Here is a 21,433-nt window from a genome sequence, read left to right as displayed (position 1 = left end):
ACTGACAACACTCCGCTGCTTACTTTCAAATTCATCAGCCCCTACGAGCCTGTGCAATTGCATCGATCAGGCCCTGCTTTTTCATCACGCCGCCATAGAGTCTGGTGCCGATCACAAAAGACGGCGTGCCACCGAAATTAAACGCCTCGCCCTGCTCCATGTTGCGCTCAAGGATAGCATCAATCCTTACGGCATCTGCCTGATATTGCGCTTCAAGTTTTTTCGGATCAAGACCGGCCTTTCTAAGAGCCTCGTCCGTCTGATCTTTGCTCAAACGCCCTGTCGTTTGCATCATGGCTTCCATTGCCTTGACATAGGCGCCGGATTTTTCTGCTGCCAGAACCAGCCGTGCCGGATAGGCAGAATTATCGCCAAAGATAATCCAGTCTTTAAGCACCAGCCGCACTTTGCCATCGTTTTCAACAACGCGCATCAGTTCAGCATGTCCTCGCTTGCAGTAAGGGCACTGGTAGTCGAAATATTCGACAATGGTGACATCGCCATGAGGATTGCCGAGCACCGGGATATCTTTGTCATAAAGCACATCGGCCACGCTCGGCATGCTTTGCGCAAAACTTCCGCCACCAGAAATGGCAATCGTCGCGGCTCCTGCTGCCGTTGCAGCAAGCATCTGGCGGCGATTTATCATCAGCTTTCTCCCTGAGACGATTGAGCCTTGTTGAGAACAACAACACGGCTTCCGTTGGAAACCCGTTTGTGAAGATCGATAATATCCTGATTGAAGAGACGGATACAGCCAGACGAGGCCGCCTTGCCAATTGACCATGGCTCGTTGGTGCCGTGGATACGGTAAAGCGTATCCTTGCCATCACGATAAAGATAAAGTGCGCGTGCACCGAGCGGATTGCGGATACCGCCTTCCAGACCCTGGGCATGTTTTGCATAATGTTCGGGGTTACGCTTGATCATGTTCTGCGTTGGCGTCCAGCGCGGCCATTGAGCCTTATAGGCGACCTCTGCGTCACCGCTGAATGTCATTCCGGCACGCCCGACGCCAACGGAATAGCGCATGGCCTTGCCGTCCGGCTGCACCAGATAGAGATAGCGCTTATAGGGATCGACGATAATCGTGCCAACCGGATGCGTGGTCTGATAGTCGACCTGCTTACGAAGATTTCTTTGCGCTATTTTGCTCAGATCAAGTGCCGCAATATGATTTCCACGATCGGTGACCGCGCCATACATGACTTCATATTCGCTTTTCGCCGTCTGTATCTCAGGCTCAACGACAGGCGCAGCACGCACCGGCTCAGGCGCGAGGGCCACGGGTTGCGGCATGGTGACGGGAATCGGCCTGTCTGTGGGGACGCTTGTGCACGCCGCAAGAGCCAGTGGTAAAAAGCCGACCAGGATCATTCGCGCGTATGACAGGCACGTTCTTAGCTTCGCAGTGCATAAATTCAATTTCTCAAACCCCAATATCGCTGTCCCCAAAACATGCCGGCCTTCATAAGCTGAAATTTTATTTAAATGAACAAGTAGATTATAAAAAGCCAATGATCGCGTCACCTTAAGGCAACCTTAAGCTGGCGAAGCGAAAGCTGGCTCAAAATCAGTCAACACTGAAACAGGGACGACTATGCGTATTCTGGTGGTTGAAGACGATGCACTCCTGCTCGACGGCCTTACCGTGGGGCTGGGATTGGCCGGCTTCACCGTGGATGCCGTTGCAAGCTGCGGCGACGCCGAAGCAGCCCTTGCAACGCAGAACTATAACGCAATTGTGCTCGATCTCATGCTGCCAGACGGTTCCGGCCTTGATGTGTTGAAGTCGATGCGGCAGGCACGGGATCAAACGCCGGTGCTGTTGCTAACCGCCCGCGATCAGGTGCCGGAACGCATTGCAGGGCTTGATGCGGGTGCGGACGATTATGTCGGCAAGCCGTTTGATCTTCATGAGCTTGCAGCGCGCGTGCGCGCCATTGCCCGGCGCGGCGCGGGTCGTGCCAGTGCCACGCTTGAATGGCAGGGCGTTGAACTTGACCCGGCGGAAATGTCAGTGCAATTCAACGGTGAACCGCTTCGCCTGACGCGACGCGAATTCTCTATTCTGCGCACATTGATGGAGCGGCCAACCGCAACCGTTTCCAAGTCATCGCTTGAGGAAGCACTTTATGGCTGGCAGGAAGAGGTGGAGAGCAATGCGGTCGAAGTGCATATTCATCACTTGCGCTCGAAGCTCGGTTCAGCCTTCATCGAAACGGTGCGCGGCGTTGGCTACAGGCTCGCGGGAGCACAAACATGAATTCCATCCGCAGCCGTCTGACGGGCATATTGATCGGGATCACCTTTCTCGTCTGGGTGTTTGCGGTTATCTGGATTCATGTGAGCACGGAAGCAAGGCTTGAAAAAGTACTGGATGCGCGCCTCATGGAAGCAGCCCGCATGGTTAATTCGCTGCTGACCGAGCGGCGTGTTGAAGTCGCGCCCGATGGAAATGGCGGACAACTTTCGCTCAAGCCCTTGCCCGATTTTCCGCTCTATGACCGTCAGCTTTTCTGCCAGATATGGGCTATCGATGGAAGGCTGGTTGGCCGCTCGGAAAGTGCGCCCGGCGCCCGCCTGACCAACGTGGCGAACGGATTTTCGGATACGGTTGTTGCAGGCGACCGTTGGCGGGTTTTTGCCGTGGAAAACACGCAGCTTGGTTTGCGTGTTATGGTCGCCGATAGCCTCTCGGTCCGAGAGCGCCTCGTGCAAAATGTGGTAGCCGGTGTTGTTCTGCCTGCCCTCCTCTTGCTGCCCATTCTTGCCATCCTGATCTGGCTGTGCGTGCGACGCGGACTTAATCCGTTAAGCCGTCTTGCCAGCACGTTGTCGAAGCGCGACGCGCGCGATTTGCATCCTCTGCCAGAAGAGAAGCTGCCTTCCGAAATCGCACCCGCAGTGTCCGCTTTGAACGATCTTTTCCATCGCGTGGAAGAGGCGCGCGAACGCGAGCGCAATTTTGCAATTTTTGCCGCGCATGAACTCAAAACTCCACTGGCGGGCCTCAAGACACAGGCGCAGATTGCAGAGAGTGCCAAAGATGACACCATGCGTCTCAAGGCAATCCGCCAGATTGCGTCAGGTGTTGATCGCACGAGCCGCCTCGTCAGCCAGCTGCTTGACCTTGCGGCCCTGGAAACAGGTGACGAGATGGTGAGGCCCACGCCCGAACCCGCCTGTCAGTTGCTGGTTTCTATCTCGACCGACATGCGTATGCTTGCGGCAAATCGCAACGTGACGATTGAGCTTCCCAATAATCTTCCGCTTGTGACAATGGAATATCCGCATCTCTTCACGCTTGCCATGCGCAATCTGATTGAAAACGCCGTCAACCACTCACCGGAAGGCGGGTCTGTGCGATGCAACCTTCAGCGGGATGACGACAAGCTTGTGCTCACTGTCGAGGATGATGGTCCCGGTATTGCGCCTGAAGACATGGCACATGTGACCGAACGCTTTTATCGCGGCTCGAACAGAAGTGAGAATGGCAGCGGTCTGGGGCTGGCTATTGTGAAAATGGCAACAGCCCGTATGGGCGGAAAAATGCAGCTTCACAATCGCCCCGAAGGCGGCTTGCGCGCTTCACTGATTATCCCAGCACAATAATCCGAAATCAAAAATTTTAATCGAATCAAATAGCTATTTCTCACGCTAAAAAAGCTATTCCTCTCGAAACGCCCAATTCGTCGCATCCCAATCAAGTGCTATTTGATTTAGATCAATGACACGCAACCGTGGAATGCCGATAGAAGGGCTATCGCTATAGCTGTCGTCACTTGGACACTTGGGCAGCTTCTGACTTGCGCTGCGAGGGGATTACATGAACTACGCCGCTGGAACAGTCCTGTCTGGTCTGGGAGCACTTTTTGCTGTGCTTCTGGCCGGATTTTCTCATGATGAGCTGTTTAGAATCCACATGTGGATTCTGTTCGCAACACTTGCCATCTTCACCATTCTTTTGATGCGTAATGCCGATTACGGCCTGACGCCAAAGAAAGTCGATCAGTCCACCTATATGGATGGGCCGATCCGTTATGGCGTCATCGCAACCGTGTTTTGGGGCGTGGCCGGCTTTCTCGTCGGCGTGCTTATCGCAGCACAGCTCGCCTTCCCGGATCTCAATCTGCAACCCTATTTCAACTTTGGCCGCCTGCGTCCGCTGCATACATCGGCAGTGATCTTTGCCTTTGGCGGCAACATCCTGATCGCCTCGTCGTTCTATGTCGTGCAGCGCACCTGTCGCGCGCGCCTCATCGGTGGCGATCTGGCCTGGTTCGTTTTCTGGGGCTATCAGCTTTTCATCGTGATGGCAGCAACCGGCTATCTGCTCGGCATCACGCAATCGCGCGAATATGCTGAACCGGAATGGTATGTCGATGTCTGGCTCACCATCGTTTGGGTCGTCTATCTCGTCGTCTTCCTCGGCACCATCCTGCGACGCAAAGAGCCACATATCTATGTGGCAAACTGGTTCTACCTGTCGTTCATTATCACCATCGCCATGTTGCACATCGTCAACAATCTGGCGATTCCGGTCTCCTTCCTTGGCGTGAAGAGCTATTCGGCTTTCGCAGGTGTACAGGATGCAGTTACCCAATGGTGGTATGGCCATAACGCGGTGGCGTTCTTCCTGACCGTGCCGTTCCTCGCCATGATGTACTACTTCGTGCCGAAGCAGGCGAACCGTCCAATCTATTCTTATCGTTTGTCGATCGTGCACTTCTGGTCGATTATCTTCCTCTACATCTGGGCTGGCCCGCACCATCTGCATTACACCGCTGTTCCCGATTGGGCGCAGACGCTCGGCATGGTGTTCTCGATCATGCTCTGGATGCCGTCATGGGGCGGTATGATCAACGGTCTGATGACGCTTTCGGGTGCATGGGACAAGGTCCGTACTGATCCGATCATCCGTCTGATGGTTGCAGCGATCGCCTTCTACGGCATGGCAACCTTTGAAGGTCCGATGCTGTCGATCAAGGCTGTGAACTCGCTGTCGCACTACACCGACTGGACGATTGGTCACGTTCATGCGGGTGCGCTTGGCTGGAACGGCATGATCACCTTTGCTGCGGTCTACTACCTGACGCCAAAGCTGTGGAATCGTGAACGCCTCTATTCGATCCGTATGGTCAACTGGCACTTCTGGCTCGCCACACTCGGCATCGTGCTCTACGCCTCTGCTATGTGGGTTTCCGGTATCCAGCAGGGTTTGATGTGGCGCGAATATGATAGCCAGGGCTTCCTCGTTTACTCGTTCGTCGAAACCGTTGCTGCCATGTTCCCTTACTACGTCATTCGTACAATGGGCGGCGTTCTCTATCTCTGCGGTGGACTGGTTATGGCCTGGAACGTCTATCAGACCATTCGCGGAAATCTGCGCAAAGAAGCCCCTATGGGCGGTGTGCAGCCTGTGGTTGACGCAACCATGCAGCCAGCGAAATAAGGAGTGTGATTGATGTCTTTTCTGAAAAACCACTCCAAACTGGAGAAAAACGCAACGCTGTTGCTGATTGCCTCGCTGGCCGTCGTAACTGTGGGCGGCATCGTGGAAATCGCACCGCTGTTCTATCTCGAAAATACCATCGAGAAGGTGGAAGGGATGCGTCCCTATTCACCACTGGAACTGGCAGGCCGCGACATCTATGTGCGTGAAGGCTGCTATCTCTGCCACAGCCAGATGATCCGCCCATTCCGCGATGAAGTGGAGCGTTATGGCCATTACAGTCTGGCAGCAGAGTCTATGTATGACCATTCGTTCCAGTGGGGATCGAAGCGCACGGGTCCAGACCTTGCGCGCGTCGGTGGTCGCTATTCAAACGAGTGGCATGTGCAGCATCTGGTGCGCCCGCGCGACGTCGTGCCGGAATCGGTCATGCCGAATTACGGCTTCCTACTCAACACCCCGCTCAAGATCACTGATATTTCGGCGAACCTCAAAGCTAATGCTGCCGTCGGGGTGCCTTATAGCCAAGAGATGGTCGATAACGCGGTTGCCGATCTGAAAGCGCAGGCTGAGCCGGACGCTGATACGACCGCCCTTCTTGAACGGTATCCAAAGGCGAAAGTTGGCGACTTTGACGGCAACCCACAGGTCATTTCGGAGATGGATGCATTGATTGCCTATCTCCAGATGCTCGGCACGCTCGTTGACTTCTCGACCTACGACCAGTCCCCCAAAGCACGATAAAGCGGAGAATTAGCCATGGATTACAACACCCTGCGCACTTTCGCCGATAGCTGGGGCCTGCTCGCGATGGCTCTGTTCTTTGTATTCGTGGTGCTTTTTGCTTTCCGTCCGGGAAGCAAAAAGAAAGCCGATGATGCGAAGGAAATTCCATTCAAGGACGACAAAAATGACTGACAAAAAAATTGATGAAGTCAGTGGCGTAGAGACCACCGGACATGAATGGGACGGCATTCAGGAACTCGACAACCCCATGCCACGCTGGTGGCTGTGGACATATTACGCAACCATCTTTTGGGCATTAGCCTATGTCATCGCCTATCCGGCATGGCCACTGATCTCAAGCTCGACGGCTGGTCTCACTGAATGGTCAAGCCGCGGCGATTTCTGGAAGGAAAACGCCCAGATCACGGCTGAGCGTCAGGGCATCATGGACCAGATCAATGCGAAAGACGTCAATGAGATCATCGCTGACGAAAACCTGCGCCAATATGCGATTGCTGGCGGCGCAGCAGCGTTTCGCGTGAACTGCGTTCAGTGCCATGGCACAGGTGCACAGGGCGCTCCCGGCTATCCGAACCTCAATGATGACGACTGGTTGTGGGGTGGTTCGGTAGACGACATCCTGACGACCATTCGCCATGGTGTGCGCTCGCCCGATGACAGCGAAACCCGCATTTCGGAAATGCCTGCCTTTGTCGATGTGCTCGAACCAGAGCAGATTCGCGATGTGAGCGCCTATGTGGTCAGCCTTTCCGGCACGCCACACAATCCGGACATGGTCCCGGCAGGCAAGCAGGTCTTCGCTGAAAACTGCGCGGTCTGCCATGGCGCAGATGCAAAGGGTCTGCGTGAATTCGGCGCGCCAAACCTCACCGATGCCATCTGGTTCTATGGTTCAGGTGAAGACGCGATTGCAAAGCAGGTGGCTCGTCCAAAGCATGGCGTGATGCCCGCATGGGAAGCACGCCTCGGCGACGCGACTGTCAAGCAGCTTGCCATCTTCGTTCACTCTCTGGGTGGCGGCGAATAACAAATACTGGCCCCGGCAACGGGGCCAGCCAGCTAAAAATGATGCCCCGATCTAACGGCAATCGGTCGCTTCATTTCAAATCACTGCATTGGAACGGACGGCGAATAACCACCCCGCTCTCAAACATTGAAAGTGCGATCCCCCGGCAAGCCAGCTTCTGTCTGTCCGGCATCGTGCTTCAGGAGCAAGGCAAATGTCAGACGATGTCGAACGGATAGACGTTCAGGCAGTTAACTCCCCCAAGATCCGCCTCCCTAAAAGTGGAAAGTCGCTTTATGCGGCGCGGGTCAAAATTTTCCCGAAGCGCGTGCAGGGCAATTTCCGCCGCTTCAAATGGATGATCATGTTCATCACATTGGGGATCTACCATCTGACGCCATGGCTGCGCTGGGACCGCGGTCCCTATGCGCCCGATCAGGCAGTTCTGATCGATCTTGCCAATCGCCGGTTCTATTTCTTCTTCATCGAAATCTGGCCGCAGGAATTCTATTATGTCGCAGGTCTGCTCATCATGGCAGGCCTTGGCCTGTTCCTGATAACGTCAGCGGCTGGTCGCGCATGGTGCGGCTATACCTGTCCGCAAACCGTATGGGTCGACCTTTATCTGGTGGTCGAACGTGCCATCGAAGGCGACCGCAACGCACGCATGAAGCTCGACAAAGCGCCGTGGAGCTTCGACAAAATCTGGAAGCGTGTCACCAAACACGCCATCTGGTTGATGATCGGTATTTTGACGGGCGGCGCGTGGATTTTCTATTTTGCCGATGCACCAACCCTGCTCGTCGACTTTGTAACCGGACATGCAGCTCCCGTCGCTTACATCACCGTGGCGATCCTGACAGCCACGACCTATGTTTTTGGCGGGCTGATGCGCGAGCAGGTTTGCACCTATATGTGCCCCTGGCCGCGTATTCAGGCAGCGATGCTTGATGAAAATTCGCTGACTGTGACCTATAATGACTGGCGCGGCGAACCACGCTCACGCCATTCCAAGAAGGCAATTGCTGCCGGGGAAACCGTAGGCGATTGCGTGGATTGTAACGCCTGTGTTGCCGCCTGCCCGATGGGTATCGATATTCGCGATGGCCAGCAGCTAGAATGCATCACCTGCGCGCTCTGCATCGATGCCTGTGACAGCGTGATGGACAAGGTCGGCAAAGAGCGCGGTCTCATTTCCTATGCAACGCTTGCCGATTACGACTGGAATATGGCGCTGGCCACCAACAATGGCACCGTTCCGATTAATCCGGCGCGCGTTTATGAGGCACCAAACAAGTTGTCTGGTGCTGTTGAGCATCTTTCGTGGAAAAAGATCCTGCGTCCACGCATTCTGTTCTATTTCATTATCTGGGCACTGATCGGTCTGACGCTGGTGATCTCGCTTTCGACGCGTCAGCGCATTGGCATCAATGTGCTGCATGACCGCACACCGCAATATGTGCTGTTGTCCGATGGTTCGATCCGCAACGGCTATACGGTCAAGCTGCTCAACATGATCCCTGTTCCGCGTACCTTCCGGCTTTCAATCGAAGGCCTGCCGGGTGCAACGCTGACCGTGCAGGATGAAAACATCGATGCAGACGGCAATTATGATGTGCCGGTTGAACCCGACAGGCTGAAAACGCTGCGTGTTTTCGTAACCCTGCCGCATGATGCCATAACGGAGCAGCGCTCCGACTATGAAATCGAAGTGCGCGATGCAGACGGCTCTGAAACAGCCCGCTACAAAGCAACTTTCATGGCTCCAGAAATGACCGGGGAGAAGAGATGATGTCAGTGAAATCAAAAACCACAAACGGCTTCACCGGCTGGCACATGCTCGGCATTATGGTCGCTTTCTTCGGTGTCATCATCGCCGTCAATATGACGATGGCTTATAAGGCAGTCAGCAGCTGGAGCGGGCTGGTTGTGAAAAACACCTATGTCGCCAGTCAGGAGTTCAACGCCAAAGCCGAAACCGGCAAGGAACAGGCAGCCCTTGGCTGGCAGTCGCAGCCCGCTTTTGCGGAAGGTGTCTTTACGTGGCGTCTTACCGATCGTGATGGCAAGGCTGTCAGCATGAGCGGCGGCACGGTCGAATTCAAGCGTCCTGTCGGCGATGCCCATGACACCAAAGTCACACTCTCCATTGCAGAAGACGGTGTTCTGACAGCACCGCTCGAACTGGGCGAAGGCGCATGGATTATGGAAGTCAATGCCGATGCGGGCCTTGAAGACCCGTATCGCCACATCATCCGTGTTCTGGTGAAGGACGGGAGGATCTTATGAGTTGCTGCGTTGAAAATGCACAGATAGCCACGGTCGTCCAATCGATTTCGCCAGACGAAATGCTGGTCGCAAGCCGTGCGCTCGGCGATGGTTTACGCCAGCTTGATCTCTCGGTTCCCGGTATCCATTGCGGTTTGTGCATCAAGACCATCGAACAGACGCTCGGCAAGCTGCCGGGCGTTTCTTATGTGCGCGTGAACCTGACCGCACGCCGCGTCACCATTCGCTGGAAGGATGGCGAAACGCCACCCGATGTGATCGATCCGCTCCGTCGCCTTGGCTACGACGCGCATATTTTTGATATGGTGCAGGACAAGGACCCGACCTTCACGCGGCTTTTGATCGCGCTTGGCGTTGCAGCCTTTGCATCCAGCAATGTCATGCTGTTGTCTGTTGCGGTCTGGTCGGGGGCCGATGCTGCCACCCGCGATATGTTTCACTGGCTTTCCGGTCTGATCGCGCTACCGACACTGATTTATTCGGGCCGAATTTTTTATGTTTCTGCATGGAATGCCTTGCGGACCCGACGCGTGAATATGGATGTGCCCATTGCGCTAGCTATTTCGCTTGCCTTTGGCATGAGCGTTTATGAAACGATGAACCATGGCCAGCACGCCTATTTTGACGCTTCGGTCACGCTGTTGTTCTTCCTGCTGATTGGCCGCACACTCGATTATCTGATGCGCACACGTGCACGCTCTGCCGTGCGTGGTCTGGCACAATTAAGCCCGCGCGGCGCTGTGGTAATCGGCGACAATGACGAACGCAACTATCTGCCGGTCAATGAAATTCGCATAGGCCAGCGCATCATCCTTGCAGCTGGTGAACGTGTTCCTGTCGACGCCAAAGTGGAAGATGGTCGCTCGGAACTCGACTGTGCCATTGCATCGGGCGAAAGCGATGCGGTTCCAGTCGGCCCCGGCTCGGATATTCGTGCGGGAACCATGAACCTCTCCGCACCACTTGTCATTCGCGCAACGGCGGAAGCCAAAGATTCCTTCCTTGCCGAAATGGTGCGTCTGATGGACGTTGCCGAAGGCGGTCGCGCTTTTTATCGCCGTCTCGCTGATCGGGCGTCTGAACTTTATGTGCCGATGGTACATACAATTGCTTTTGCGGCCTTTGTCGGCTGGATGATTTATACCGGCGGCGACTGGTATCGCTCGATCTATATCGCTATCTGCACGCTCATCATCACCTGCCCCTGTGCGCTCGCACTTGCAGTGCCAATTGTTCAGGTGGTTGCAGCACGCCGCCTGTTTGAGAACGGCATCATGATCAAGGACGGCTCGGCCATGGAGCGGATGGCCGAGATCGACACGGCCGTATTCGACAAGACCGGCACGCTGACGCTCGGCCAGCCTCGCCTGATTGATCGCGGGTCAATCGATCCGAATAATCTTGAGATTGCATCTGAACTCTCACTTTATTCCCGCCATCCTTTGTCGCGGGCACTTGCTCTGTTTTCCGGAGCAAAGCCTATGACTGACTTCACACGCATTGAAGAAATCCCGGGGGCTGGCATTGAGGCCGAACTGAGTAGTACGATCTATCGGCTTGGCAAACGTGAATGGGCTGATGACAAGGCAGATGCTAATCTTTCTGATGGGCCGGAAACGTGCCTTTCAATTAACGGCAAGCTCGTTGAAACCTTTCGCTTTGAAGATCAGCCGCGCGAAGATGCGCTCGCCGCAATCGGTGCACTGAAACGCAATGGCTTGAAGCTTGAGATTATCTCCGGCGACAAAATGCCTGCTGTGAAAAAGCTTGCCGGTTATCTGGGTGTGGATACCTATCGTGGCGAAGTTCTGCCAGCCGACAAATCCCGGCTTGTGCAGGGTTTAGCAAATGACGGCCATAAAGTGCTGATGGTTGGCGACGGGCTCAACGATGCCCCTGCGCTTGTTGCGGCACATGTTTCCATGGCTCCGGCAACTGCCGCCGATATTGGCCGCAATGCTGCCGACTTCGTGTTTCTGCGCGAAAGTCTGTCTGCTGTTCCGCTGGCATTTGCAGTGTCAAAAGAGGCAGGCCGATTAATCAGGCAGAACTTTGCGCTTTCCATCGGCTATAATATCATCGCTGTGCCGATTGCGATTTTCGGCTTTGTCACACCATTGGTGGCAGCGCTCTCGATGTCTCTGTCGTCCATCGTGGTTGTCAGCAATGCGATGCGGTTGCGGGCCGGAAAACAGAAACAGCCGATGCAGACCACTGTTGCACGCGCTGTGGTTTTGAAGGAAGCGCATAAATGAGCGGACTTCTTTTTCTCATTCCCATCGCGCTTTTTTTGGGCGCGATGGGCCTTGCTGGTTTTCTATGGTCGCTCAAAAATGGCCAGTATGAGGACCTTGACGGCGCAGCAAACCGCATTCTTATCGACGATGATCAGGTGCCCGCCAAGAAAGATGAATCGTTATAACAGAATCGCGAATGTCGGTCTGAATCGTTATAACAATACACCCCTCCCCCCAGCGTGATGACACGCTGCAATCTCATCTTATTCTGTTATGAGAATGGTTCTGAGATCGTTGACATTGGTGCCGGTCGGCCCCGGGATAAACAGATCTCCAATCGCATCAAATGCGGTCCACGCATCATTGGCATTCAACCGCGCTGCACCGTCCTCGCCAGCCTTTTGCAGCCGCGAAACAGTTGTGCCATCGGCAAAAGCACCGGCATTATCTTCCGAGCCATCAATGCCGTCCGTATCTGCCGCCAGTGCGTGAATGTTGTTATAGCCATCAATATCGAGCGCAAAGGACAGCAGAAATTCGCTGTTGCGGCCACCCTTGCCACCTTTGGCGCGGATGGTGACGGTGGTTTCGCCACCGGACAGCAAAACAACCGGCTTTTTAAACGGGCGATCACGATCCGCCACTTCACGCGCAATGGCTGCATGAACATGGGCGACTTCGCGCGCCTCGCCTTCCATTGAATCCGACAGGATCACCGCCTCAACGCCATGACGCTCGGCTTCTTTGACAGCTGCTTCCAGCGAAACGGCAGCGGAGGCGATCACACGTATTTCGTTGTTCGCGAAGATTTTATCATCAGGCTTTGGTGCATGCGCCTTCTCACTTTTGATATGCGCAAGCACGGCATCGGGCAATTCAAGCTTGTAGCGTTCAATGATTTTGAGCGCATCATCGCGAGACGTTGCGTCAGGCACCGTCGGGCCGGATGCGACAAAGGCAGGGTTGTCACCGGGAATATCGGACACCACCAGCGAGAAGACTTTTGCCGGATGTGCTGCGGCTGCCAGCCTTCCGCCCTTGATGGTCGAAAGATGCTTTCGCACCGCATTCATAGCCGAGATCGGCGCACCAGACGCCAGCAGCGCTTTGTTGACCGCGATTTCATCTTCAAGGGTCAGCCCCTCCGGCGGCGATGGCAGCAAAGCCGAGCCTCCACCGGAAATAAGCGCGACGACAAGATCATCTTCAGTGAGATTGGAAACGGCGTCGAACAGTCGTTTTGAGGCCACAAGCCCGGCATCATCGGGCACCGGATGTGATGCTTCGATGATCTCAATGGTGTTGCAGGGCGTGCCATAGCCGTAGCGCGTGACGACAATGCCTTCGATTGGTGCGTCCTCACCCGCATGCCGTTCGGCCCATGCGCGCTCAAAGGCCGCTGCCATCTGTGCCGAGCCTTTGCCTGCACCAATCACAATTGTCCGGCCCTTGGGCTTGGCAGGCAGATTGGCGCGGATCACCAGCTCAGGATCAGCAGCCGCAACTGCTGCATCAAACAGGCTTGTCAGAAACTTCTTCGGATCGGTGATGACAGTCATCAGATTCCCAATATTATTGTTGTTTGGGCGCACTATTTCCTGCCACTGAGAGAAAATCAATCACGCAACATCATGATTGGCCATGCGTTCGAGCGCGCGCACCAGTCCCGAATGGTCCAGCCCATCATCGCCATGCGCTGCGCAGGAATTAAACAATTCCTGTGCTGTTGCGGTGTTTGGTAGCGAAACACCCAAAGCCTTCGCGCCCTGCAAAGCCAGGTTCAAATCCTTCTGGTGCAGCGAAATGCGGAAACCCGGGTCGAAAGTGCGCTTGATCATGCGCTCGCCATGCACTTCCAGAATACGCGATGACGCAAAGCCGCCCATCAGCGCCTCGCGCACCTTGGCCGGATCAGCCCCCGCCTTGGATGCGAAGACCAGCGCTTCCGCCACGGCTTCAATATTGAGCGCAACGATAATCTGGTTGGCAACTTTAGTCGTCTGGCCGTCGCCGCAATCACCAACAAGCGTGATGTTTTTGCCCATCAGCTTTAACAGCGGCAATGCCTTGTCAAAAGCATCCTGCGCACCGCCTGCCATGATGGAAAGGCTGGCATTTTTCGCGCCGACTTCGCCACCCGATACCGGCGCATCGATATATTCCGCACCCGTTTCCCTAACCTTTTTTGCAAATTCCTTGGTTTCAATCGGCGAGATTGAGCTCATATCAATGAGTGTTTTGCCTTGGCTCAAACCTTCCGCAACGCCGTTTTCGCTGAACAGGACATCCGCCACCTGTGGCGTATCGGGCAACATGAGAATGATGGTTTCGCATTCGGCGGCGACTGCTTTTGGAGTGTCGAGCACGCTCAATCCTGCATCCAGCAAGTCCTTGTGCGGCGGCTTTGAATGTTTTGAAGTGAAAAGCTGATGGCCCGCATTTTGCAAATGCTGCGCCATTGGCTTGCCCATAATGCCCAGTCCGATGAAGCCGATTTTAGCCATATCAAATCTCCCTATGCTCTAAGCCGTTCGGTTTCATCCTGTTTGAACCAGCCAAGACCTTCCTCAGTTGTGGTCTTCGGCTTGTATTCGCAGCCGATCCAGCCCTTGTAGCCAGCCGCTTTCAGCGCCTCGAACACATAGGAAAAGTTGATTTCACCTGTGCCCGGTTCGTTACGACCCGGATTATCGGCAAGCTGGATATGAGCGATCAGCGGTTTGTAGCGCTCGTAAGTCGCGATCAGTTCACCGCGCGTGCGCTGCTGATGATAAAGATCATACTGAATGAACAGATTGTTGCTGCCCACTTCATCAATGATCGACACCGCCTGCTCAACCGTATTGAGGTAGAAGCCCGGCATATCATAATGATTGATCGGTTCGATCAGCAGGCGAATGCCGTGCTTGCCAAGTTCTCTTGCTGCAAGCCGCAGATTGCTTACAAAGGTTGCGCGCAATGCATCCGAATCGACGCCCTGCGGTGCAAGTCCTGCAAGGCAATTGACCTGCGAGCAGTTGAGCGCTGTCGCATAATCAACCGCATCGGCAACGCAGCGGCGGAACTCATCGACCCGATCCGGCAGAACCGCTATTCCGCGCTCGCCACCAGCCCAGTTACCAGCCGGAAGATTATGCAGAACCTGCGCCAAATTATGACGATCAAGCGCTGCTTTCAGCTCATGGCGGTTGAAGTCATAGGGAAAGAGATATTCCACCCCTGTGAAACCGGCTTTGGCTGCCAGCGCGAAGCGATCCATGAAGGGCACTTCATTGAAAAGCATAGTCAGATTGGCTGCAAATCTTGGCATTTCCGCCTCCCTCTCAATCTAATCTAATAAAGCCGCAATCGCAGTCGGTGCATCTTCGCCGCGCTCGGCCAACTCCTCGAACTCGACCACCTGATCGATGTCGGCTCCCATGGAAATATTGGTAACACGCTCAAGGATGAATTCCAGAACAACCGGCACCTGATGCTCGTTCATCAGCGCTTTTGCCTGCTCAAAACTCTCGGCAAACTGGTTCGGGCTTCGAACGCGGATGGCCTTACAGCCAAGACCTTCGGCAACTGCCACATGATCGACGCCGTAGCCCTTTTCGGTGTCGCCCGAAGCATTGATGTTATCGAAAGCAAGACTGACCTCGAAATCCATATTAAAGCCGCGCTGTGCCTGACGGATCAGGCCCAGATAGGAATTGTTCACCACCACATGAATGTAAGGAAGCTTGTGCTGTGCGCCGACTGCCAGTTCCTCAATCATAAACTGGAAATCATAATCGCCGGACAGTGCAACAATCGGACGATCAGGGTCGGCGGCGCGCACGCCCAAAGCCGCTGGCAATGTCCAGCCCAAGGGGCCAGCCTGACCGCAATTGATCCAGTTGCGCGGACGATAAACATGAAGGAACTGCGCGCCCGCAATCTGGCTCAGACCAATGGTCGTCACATAACAGGTGTCGCGGCCAAAGGCCTTGTTCATCTCTTCATAAACGCGCTGTGGTTTTAATGGTGTCTGATCAAAATGTGTCTTGCGCAGCATGGTCTTCTTGCGTTCGCCGCATTCCTGCGCCCATTGGGACCAGTCGCGCAGCTTGCCTGCGGTTTTCCATTCGGTCGCAACATCAAGCAGCAGTTTGAGCGCCTTGCCCGCATCTGAAACAATGCCAAAATCGGGTGCAAAAACACGACCGATCTGCGTTGGTTCAATATCAACATGGATAAACTTGCGATCCTTTTTATAGGTGTCGACATTGCCGGTATGGCGGTTCGCCCAGCGATTGCCGATGCCGATCACCATGTCGGAGGCCAGAAGCGTGGCATTGCCATAGCGGTGGGATGTTTGCAGGCCGCACATGCCTGCCATCAGGCGATGATCATCGGGAATAACGCCCCAGCCCATAAGGGTCGGGATAACCGGAATGCCGGTGATTTCAGCAAATTCAACCAGAAGATCGGAGGCTCCCGCATTGATAATGCCACCACCTGCAACAATCAGCGGGCGTTCCGCATCGTTGAGCATAGCAATGGCCTTTTCGGCCTGTGCGCGGGTTGCCGCTGGCTTGTATGTCTCCAGCGGCTGATAAGTATCGATGTCAAACTCGATTTCAGCGAGTTGGACATCGATCGGCAGATCGATCAGCACCGGGCCGGGACGACCCGACTTCATGATATGAAATGCCTTCTGGAAAACAAAAGGCACCAGTGCCGGCTCCATAACCGTAACCGCCAATTTGGTAACGGGGGCTGCGATCCTGGCGATATCGACTGCCTGAAAATCCTCTTTGTCGAGGCGTGCACGGGGGGCTTGGCCTGTAACGCAGAGGATTGGAATGGAATCGGCAGAAGCCGAGTAGAGGCCGGTGATCATATCGGTGCCGGCGGGACCGGAAGTACCGATACACAAGCCAATATTGCCGTGTTGAGCGCGGGTATAGCCTTCGGCCATGTGCGAAGCGCCTTCAACATGGCGCGCAAGAATGTGACGGATAGAACCCCGTGCCTTCATGGCCGAATAAAATGGGTTGATCGCAGCGCCCGGTACACCGAAGGCGCAATTGACCCCCTCTTTTTCCAGCACAAGTATGGCTGCATCGACTGCGCGCATTCTGGCCATGACGGTTTCCTCCTATGGAATATATATCCATTTAGCGATGCTATATGTAAAAAATGGAAATTAATACCATTATACGGAAATAAAGATTTTCAACGGAATGGAGATAATCGCCGCACACTTTCGCGGTTCACGCGGATAAGGTAGTGATGAAAAACAAGGAATCGGAGGCGGCTCATGGAACAGACAAAAGCAAAGCGAGGCCGCAAGGCGGCGGAGAATGCTGTACCTTCGTCTGTTCAGGTTCTGGATCGCAGCCTCAAGCTTCTGGCGCTTATTGCCGAAAATGACGGCTCAACGCTGACTGACCTCGCAGAAGCGAGCCAGATGGCGCCTTCAACCGTGCACCGGCTTCTCTCCTCGCTCGCCAATCACGGCATGGTTTCGCATGATGTGGAAAGCGGCGACTGGACCATTGGCGTGAAGGCTTTCGAGATTGGCAATGCTTTTCGCCGTTTCCGCAAGCTTGGAACATTGGCGCGGCCATATCTCAAACAGCTGATGGAAGCGAGCGGCGAGACGGCCAATATCGGCATCGAAGATGGCGGCGACGTTGTGTTCATTTCGCAGATAGAGAGCCACGCACCGATGCGTGCCTTTTTCCGTCCGGGTCGTCGCGGACCAATCCATGCCTCGGGCATTGGCAAGGCTGTTCTGTCCACATGGTCGGATACGCAGATCGCACGCACGCTCTCTGGCAAAACGCTTGAGCGCTTCACCGAAGGCACTCTCGACACGTTACCGGCGCTACTCAAAGATATTCAAGTGATCCGTGCACGCGGCTGGTCGATTGATGATGAAGAACATACGCTCGGCATGTGCTGCATCGCAGCCCCCATTTTCAACGAATATGGTGAGGCGATTGCAGGCATTTCCATTTCAGGTCCCGCTGTTCGTCTGCCCAAGAAGAGGCTCGAATATCTCGGACCGATTATCCGCGCAACAGCGGATGAGCTGACCCATGCGATGGGTGGTAAGAAGCCAGAGGAACTTTAGAACGCATCCTGAAAAGTGTGAAACGGTTTTCGGACAAAGATGCGCGTTAAAACCAACATTTAGAGCGTCGATCTGATCCCCATCAGATTGAAACGCACTCTAGAGCGACTTGAGCTTAAGAAACCCAAATCGCTCTAAATATAACTGATATGTAAAATTACAATATTTCCTTCTACCTCAAGAATACAGAAAAGTTGCAAACGCATCTAGGCTCAGAACCCATTAAATGAATGAAAAAGCTCTATCTGTCTGTTTTCAAGCATTATCCCACGCAAAACTGCTTCGCACTTTTGCTGGAAATCCTCTAAACAACATGGCGATCAAGAATTTTAGTATGATCTTTTTTAACGAGACAAGTAATACAATCAGTGCATGAGCTACATTTGGCTTCAGTTTTGGGCCAAGCTTCGATTGGCGGTTCATGACCGAATACATCGGCATAGAGTTCATCGAATGCTGCAACCGATTCACGCATAGCTTCCGGCGAACTACTTTCATCTGTTGGGACATGATGAATAAAATGCCCAGCAACCTGGTTACAAAATTTTTCATATTCAACAGTGAATGTTATGAAAGTATGCCATAATTCATCTACCGGCCCGCGCATGCCAATTGGGCTTTTAAACACAATACTTAAACTCAAAAACCGCTTCAATTCTCGTTCATGCATTCGCGCCGTATCTATATCGATATTATTATCTTTTGCATATCTCTCTACTATTTTGTCCATGGGGAACGCATCAGCAGCCCTCATAATATCAGACAAGTTTTTTTCTTTAATATTATCAATATATGTCATAATTTTTCTTCCTATAACAATAGCTTTTCAATGAAAAAATCCCTTTTATTATAGAAAAAAAGGGAATTTTAAAAAGAACAATATTTATATAACACTTATTTACTCCATAAAATATATTAGCTTCCAGTTTACAGACATCGAAAAACACTCAAGAAAGTGCCGCCTTTAACGGCTTACCCGCCACATAGGTTTCGACGATTGCGCGATCGTCACCCAGTGTTTGCAGTAGGAACAGCTCCTGCTCAAGCGTTGCGCCCGCTGCCATGCGCAGGCGCATCGGCGATGTGGCGGATGAATCAAGCACCACAATATCGGCTTCTGTACCCTCGTCGAGCGTACCGATCTTGTCTTCCATCGACAGCGCGCGGGCATTGCCGAGCGTCATCATATAAAATGACTGGAACGGATTGAGGCGATTACCGCGCAATTGCAGAACCTTGTAGCCCTCGTCCATCGTGCGCAGCATCGAGAAGCTGGTTCCGCCGCCCACATCGGTTGCAACAGCCATGCGCACACCCGATGCTTTCAGCCGATCACGGTCGAAGAGACCGGAACCGAGAAACAGGTTCGAGGTCGGGCAGAAAACTGCAACGGAGCCGGTCTCCGCCATCACCTTCACTTCGCGTTCTTCGAGATGGATGGAATGGCCAAGCAACGTCTTTTGGCCCAGCAAACCATAATGCTCGTAGATGCCAAGATAGTCCGGCGCATTTGGATAAAGCGATTTTGTGAATTCGATCTCTTCGTGGTTTTCGGAAAGATGGGTCTGGATGAAGCATTCAGGGTGTTCGCGGACTAGCGCCTGACTGGCTTCGAGTTGCTCTGGTGTCGAGGTAATCGCAAAGCGCGGTGTGATTACATAATCAAGGCGGTCCTTGCCATGCCAGCGGGCAATCAGTTGCTTGCTGTCATCATAGCCCGATTGAGCGGTATCACAGAGTGCTGGCGGCGCATTGCGATCCATCATCACCTTGCCGCCCAGCATACGCATATTGCGATGCTGCGACGCGCGGAAATAGGCATCGACGCTCTGCGGATGCACCGAGCAATAAGCGACGGCGGTCGTTGTGCCATGGCGGATCAGTTCGTCCAGAAAGCGCTCAGCGATAAATTCCGCGTGCTGCTCATCGGCGAATTTCTGTTCTGCCACGAATGTATAGGTGTTGAGCCATTCGAGCAGATTGGCCGCATAGGATGCAACAACCTGCGTCTGCGGATAGTGAATATGCGTATCGATGAAACCCGGTAGAATGAGATGCGGACGATGGTCGGCGACCTGCACGTTGCTGCCTGCCTGAGCGATTACATCGGCATAATCGCCTAAACGCGCAATGCGGCCATTTTCAACCAGTACGGCGCCATCGTCGATATAGCGATAGGATTGAGTATCATCCAGACTTTGCGGTTCGTCGCGAAAACTCAGCACACGGCCACGGATGAGAAGTTTGGTCATTCTTACTTTGCTCCAGAAGTAGCGGATTCATACCAGGATGCGAGCAGCTTGCGCTCATCGATGCTCACACCGGTCACATTGGCAGGCGGCATGGCATGGGAACGCCCGGCCTGCAAATAGATTTCGCGCGCATGGGCTGCAATTTCCCTATCATTTTCAAGCACTACGCCCTTAGGCGGCTCAATAATACCTTCCCAGCCGGGCTCCTTGGCGTGGCACATCGCGCACCGCCCCAGAACTGTGTCCCGCACCTTTTCAAAGTGCGGGTCCGAAATGAAGCTCTGTTGCAGCGATGAAATCTTCTGCTCGCTCGGCTCACCGGTGAGGATTTTTGGCACAGTCGAAAGCCACATGATGACGATGAACAAGAGCACAGTCACAAGCCATGTCCATGTCGGATTGCCTTTGCGGGCATGACGCGTGTTGAACCAGTGGCGGATCGTGACGCCCATCAGGAACACCAGCGAAGCGATGATCCAGTTGAATTCTGTTCCAAACGCCAGCGGATAGTGGTTCGACAGCATCAGGAAGAGAACTGGCAGCGTCAGATAGTTGTTATGGGTCGACCGCTGCTTGGCGATCTTGCCGTATTTCGGATCGGGCTTGCGGCCGGCGATAAGATCGCCCACCACAATTTTCTGGTTCGGAATGATGACCATGAACACGTTGGCAGACATGATCGTCGCAGTGAAAGCACCCAGATGCAGAAAGGCCGCGCGACCCGTAAACAGATGCGTATAGCCCCAAGCCATCATCACCAGAATGGCGTAGAGAATAATCATCAGGAGCGTATCGCTCTTGCCGAGCATCAGCTTGCAAATGGTGTTATAAGCAATCCAGCCAAAAGCCAGTGAAGCAATCGAAATAGCGATTGCAATTGGCGCCGATACATCGAGCACATTCGGGTCAACCAGATAAAGATCGGCACCCGCATAATAGACGATGCAGAGCAAAGCAAAGCCCGACAGCCATGTGGCGTAGGATTCCCATTTGAACCATGTCAGATGCTCGGGCATCTCCGCGGGGGCAACCAGATATTTCTGGATGTGATAGAAACCACCACCATGAACCTGCCATTCTTCGCCATAAGCACCAACGGGTAAGCCGGGACGCTGGCGAAGCCCTAAGTCCAGCGCGATGAAATAGAAAGACGAGCCGATCCACGCAATCGCAGTGACCACGTGTAGCCACCGCGCTGCAAAGCCCAGCCAGTCCCAGGCCACAGCAAGATCATACATCCGGCACTCCCATTACTCGTTCCCTTGTTTGTTAGTTTATTATTTGCCAAAGCTTTGCGCCTGTGTGAACGTCGCATCAAGACCATCACTTTCAAAAAAATAT

Annotated in this window: 20 protein-coding genes; 11 read left to right on the top strand and 9 right to left on the bottom strand. The window is 53.8% G+C overall.

The window, feature by feature from the left end; all coding sequences use genetic code 11:
* Window positions 1–34 precede the first annotated feature (34 nt).
* Both ABE527_RS03195 and ABE527_RS03190 read right to left on the bottom strand, forming a co-directional pair.
* Window positions 35–649: a DsbA family protein gene (locus ABE527_RS03195; RefSeq protein WP_265983021.1), complete on the bottom strand. Its 615-nt coding sequence runs from the start codon at window positions 647–649 to the stop codon at window positions 35–37.
* Window positions 649–1,377 carry a L,D-transpeptidase gene (locus tag ABE527_RS03190; protein WP_396996560.1) on the bottom strand — a complete coding sequence of 243 codons (729 nt, stop codon included), beginning with the start codon at window positions 1,375–1,377 and terminating at the stop codon, window positions 649–651. Before ABE527_RS03190 ends, ABE527_RS03195 begins: the two co-directional genes overlap by 1 nt.
* Window positions 1,378–1,600: 223 nt before the next feature.
* Between ABE527_RS03190 and ABE527_RS03185 the strand changes: the two genes are divergently transcribed.
* The 10 genes from ABE527_RS03185 to ccoS all read left to right on the top strand — a co-directional run bounded on the left by ABE527_RS03185 (window position 1,601) and on the right by ccoS (window position 11,919).
* Entirely contained in the window at window positions 1,601–2,266 is a 666-nt protein-coding gene (locus ABE527_RS03185; protein WP_265983019.1) for a response regulator, read from the top strand.
* Entirely contained in the window at window positions 2,263–3,615 is a 1,353-nt protein-coding gene (locus ABE527_RS03180; protein ID WP_499696114.1) for an ATP-binding protein, read from the top strand. The genes ABE527_RS03185 and ABE527_RS03180 overlap by 4 nt, the downstream gene beginning before the upstream one ends.
* A 214-nt stretch (window positions 3,616–3,829) precedes the next feature.
* The gene (gene ccoN / locus ABE527_RS03175) at window positions 3,830–5,455 is read left to right on the top strand and encodes a cytochrome-c oxidase, cbb3-type subunit I (protein ID WP_499696113.1); all 1,626 of its coding nucleotides are present in this window, start codon (window positions 3,830–3,832) and stop codon (window positions 5,453–5,455) included.
* Window positions 5,456–5,467: 12 nt separating this feature from the next.
* Window positions 5,468–6,199: a cytochrome-c oxidase, cbb3-type subunit II gene (gene ccoO / locus ABE527_RS03170; protein ID WP_265983016.1), complete on the top strand. Its 732-nt coding sequence runs from the start codon at window positions 5,468–5,470 to the stop codon at window positions 6,197–6,199.
* A 15-nt stretch (window positions 6,200–6,214) separates the two neighbouring features.
* On the top strand, window positions 6,215–6,373 hold the full coding sequence (locus ABE527_RS03165; protein ID WP_265983015.1) for a cbb3-type cytochrome c oxidase subunit 3: 159 nt from the start codon (window positions 6,215–6,217) through the stop codon (window positions 6,371–6,373).
* Window positions 6,366–7,229, top strand: a complete 864-nt coding sequence (gene ccoP, locus ABE527_RS03160; RefSeq protein WP_499696112.1) for a cytochrome-c oxidase, cbb3-type subunit III — start codon at window positions 6,366–6,368, stop codon at window positions 7,227–7,229. The genes ABE527_RS03165 and ccoP overlap by 8 nt, the downstream gene beginning before the upstream one ends.
* 193 nt (window positions 7,230–7,422) lie before the next feature.
* The gene (gene ccoG, locus ABE527_RS03155; protein ID WP_499696111.1) at window positions 7,423–9,000 is read left to right on the top strand and encodes a cytochrome c oxidase accessory protein CcoG; all 1,578 of its coding nucleotides are present in this window, start codon (window positions 7,423–7,425) and stop codon (window positions 8,998–9,000) included.
* Entirely contained in the window at window positions 9,000–9,497 is a 498-nt protein-coding gene (locus ABE527_RS03150) for a FixH family protein (RefSeq protein WP_499696320.1), read from the top strand. The genes ccoG and ABE527_RS03150 overlap by 1 nt, the downstream gene beginning before the upstream one ends.
* Window positions 9,494–11,752, top strand: a complete 2,259-nt coding sequence (locus tag ABE527_RS03145) for a cation-translocating P-type ATPase (protein ID WP_499696110.1) — start codon at window positions 9,494–9,496, stop codon at window positions 11,750–11,752. Before ABE527_RS03150 ends, ABE527_RS03145 begins: the two co-directional genes overlap by 4 nt.
* The gene (ccoS, locus tag ABE527_RS03140; RefSeq protein ID WP_265983011.1) at window positions 11,749–11,919 is read left to right on the top strand and encodes a cbb3-type cytochrome oxidase assembly protein CcoS; all 171 of its coding nucleotides are present in this window, start codon (window positions 11,749–11,751) and stop codon (window positions 11,917–11,919) included. The genes ABE527_RS03145 and ccoS overlap by 4 nt, the downstream gene beginning before the upstream one ends.
* A gap of 78 nt (window positions 11,920–11,997) precedes the next feature.
* On the opposite strand, the gene ABE527_RS03135 is transcribed toward ccoS, so the two are convergent.
* From ABE527_RS03135 to gcl, 4 genes are read right to left on the bottom strand one after another with little or no spacing between them, the layout of a single operon-like run.
* Entirely contained in the window at window positions 11,998–13,293 is a 1,296-nt protein-coding gene (locus tag ABE527_RS03135; protein WP_499696109.1) for a glycerate kinase type-2 family protein, read from the bottom strand.
* 60 nt (window positions 13,294–13,353) lie between these two features.
* Window positions 13,354–14,238: a 2-hydroxy-3-oxopropionate reductase gene (locus ABE527_RS03130; RefSeq protein WP_499696108.1), complete on the bottom strand. Its 885-nt coding sequence runs from the start codon at window positions 14,236–14,238 to the stop codon at window positions 13,354–13,356.
* Between the two features lie 11 nt (window positions 14,239–14,249).
* Window positions 14,250–15,044: a hydroxypyruvate isomerase gene (hyi, locus tag ABE527_RS03125; protein WP_499696107.1), complete on the bottom strand. Its 795-nt coding sequence runs from the start codon at window positions 15,042–15,044 to the stop codon at window positions 14,250–14,252.
* Between the two features lie 18 nt (window positions 15,045–15,062).
* Entirely contained in the window at window positions 15,063–16,847 is a 1,785-nt protein-coding gene (gene gcl, locus ABE527_RS03120; protein ID WP_499696106.1) for a glyoxylate carboligase, read from the bottom strand.
* 174 nt (window positions 16,848–17,021) lie between these two features.
* On the opposite strand from gcl, the gene ABE527_RS03115 reads away from it, so the two are divergent.
* Window positions 17,022–17,840 carry an IclR family transcriptional regulator gene (locus ABE527_RS03115; RefSeq protein WP_499696105.1) on the top strand — a complete coding sequence of 273 codons (819 nt, stop codon included), beginning with the start codon at window positions 17,022–17,024 and terminating at the stop codon, window positions 17,838–17,840.
* 304 nt (window positions 17,841–18,144) lie between these two features.
* Here the strand turns inward: ABE527_RS03115 and ABE527_RS03110 are convergent, their stop codons facing one another.
* From ABE527_RS03110 to ABE527_RS03100, 3 genes are all read right to left on the bottom strand, one after another.
* Window positions 18,145–18,639, bottom strand: a complete 495-nt coding sequence (locus ABE527_RS03110; protein ID WP_499696104.1) for a glycine-rich domain-containing protein — start codon at window positions 18,637–18,639, stop codon at window positions 18,145–18,147.
* Window positions 18,640–18,787: 148 nt separating this feature from the next.
* On the bottom strand, window positions 18,788–20,092 hold the full coding sequence (guaD, locus tag ABE527_RS03105) for a guanine deaminase (RefSeq protein ID WP_499696103.1): 1,305 nt from the start codon (window positions 20,090–20,092) through the stop codon (window positions 18,788–18,790).
* Window positions 20,093–20,094: 2 nt separating this feature from the next.
* Window positions 20,095–21,330: a urate hydroxylase PuuD gene (locus ABE527_RS03100; RefSeq protein WP_499696102.1), complete on the bottom strand. Its 1,236-nt coding sequence runs from the start codon at window positions 21,328–21,330 to the stop codon at window positions 20,095–20,097.
* Window positions 21,331–21,433 lie beyond the last annotated feature (103 nt).

Origin of the sequence: Brucella sp. TWI432 (genome assembly GCF_039674445.1) — a bacterium.
Lineage (GTDB): Bacteria > Pseudomonadota > Alphaproteobacteria > Rhizobiales > Rhizobiaceae > Brucella > Brucella chromiisoli.
This window is presented reverse-complemented; position numbering and strand designations above follow the sequence as displayed.

Coding starts and splice junctions, on each gene's coding strand:
- ABE527_RS03110 (WP_499696104.1), bottom strand. CDS start 18,639: ATGACATATATTGATAATATTAAAGAAAAAAACTTGTCTGATATTATG.
- gcl (WP_499696106.1), bottom strand. CDS start 16,847: ATGGCCAGAATGCGCGCAGTCGATGCAGCCATACTTGTGCTGGAAAAA.
- ABE527_RS03165 (WP_265983015.1), top strand. CDS start 6,215: ATGGATTACAACACCCTGCGCACTTTCGCCGATAGCTGGGGCCTGCTC.
- ABE527_RS03135 (WP_499696109.1), bottom strand. CDS start 13,293: ATGACTGTCATCACCGATCCGAAGAAGTTTCTGACAAGCCTGTTTGAT.
- hyi (WP_499696107.1), bottom strand. CDS start 15,044: ATGCCAAGATTTGCAGCCAATCTGACTATGCTTTTCAATGAAGTGCCC.
- ccoO (WP_265983016.1), top strand. CDS start 5,468: ATGTCTTTTCTGAAAAACCACTCCAAACTGGAGAAAAACGCAACGCTG.
- guaD (WP_499696103.1), bottom strand. CDS start 20,092: ATGACCAAACTTCTCATCCGTGGCCGTGTGCTGAGTTTTCGCGACGAA.
- ABE527_RS03180 (WP_499696114.1), top strand. CDS start 2,263: ATGAATTCCATCCGCAGCCGTCTGACGGGCATATTGATCGGGATCACC.
- ccoG (WP_499696111.1), top strand. CDS start 7,423: ATGTCAGACGATGTCGAACGGATAGACGTTCAGGCAGTTAACTCCCCC.
- ABE527_RS03185 (WP_265983019.1), top strand. CDS start 1,601: ATGCGTATTCTGGTGGTTGAAGACGATGCACTCCTGCTCGACGGCCTT.
- ccoS (WP_265983011.1), top strand. CDS start 11,749: ATGAGCGGACTTCTTTTTCTCATTCCCATCGCGCTTTTTTTGGGCGCG.
- ccoN (WP_499696113.1), top strand. CDS start 3,830: ATGAACTACGCCGCTGGAACAGTCCTGTCTGGTCTGGGAGCACTTTTT.
- ABE527_RS03130 (WP_499696108.1), bottom strand. CDS start 14,238: ATGGCTAAAATCGGCTTCATCGGACTGGGCATTATGGGCAAGCCAATG.
- ABE527_RS03150 (WP_499696320.1), top strand. CDS start 9,000: ATGTCAGTGAAATCAAAAACCACAAACGGCTTCACCGGCTGGCACATG.
- ABE527_RS03145 (WP_499696110.1), top strand. CDS start 9,494: ATGAGTTGCTGCGTTGAAAATGCACAGATAGCCACGGTCGTCCAATCG.
- ABE527_RS03100 (WP_499696102.1), bottom strand. CDS start 21,330: ATGTATGATCTTGCTGTGGCCTGGGACTGGCTGGGCTTTGCAGCGCGG.
- ccoP (WP_499696112.1), top strand. CDS start 6,366: ATGACTGACAAAAAAATTGATGAAGTCAGTGGCGTAGAGACCACCGGA.
- ABE527_RS03195 (WP_265983021.1), bottom strand. CDS start 649: ATGATAAATCGCCGCCAGATGCTTGCTGCAACGGCAGCAGGAGCCGCG.
- ABE527_RS03190 (WP_396996560.1), bottom strand. CDS start 1,377: ATGATCCTGGTCGGCTTTTTACCACTGGCTCTTGCGGCGTGCACAAGC.
- ABE527_RS03115 (WP_499696105.1), top strand. CDS start 17,022: ATGGAACAGACAAAAGCAAAGCGAGGCCGCAAGGCGGCGGAGAATGCT.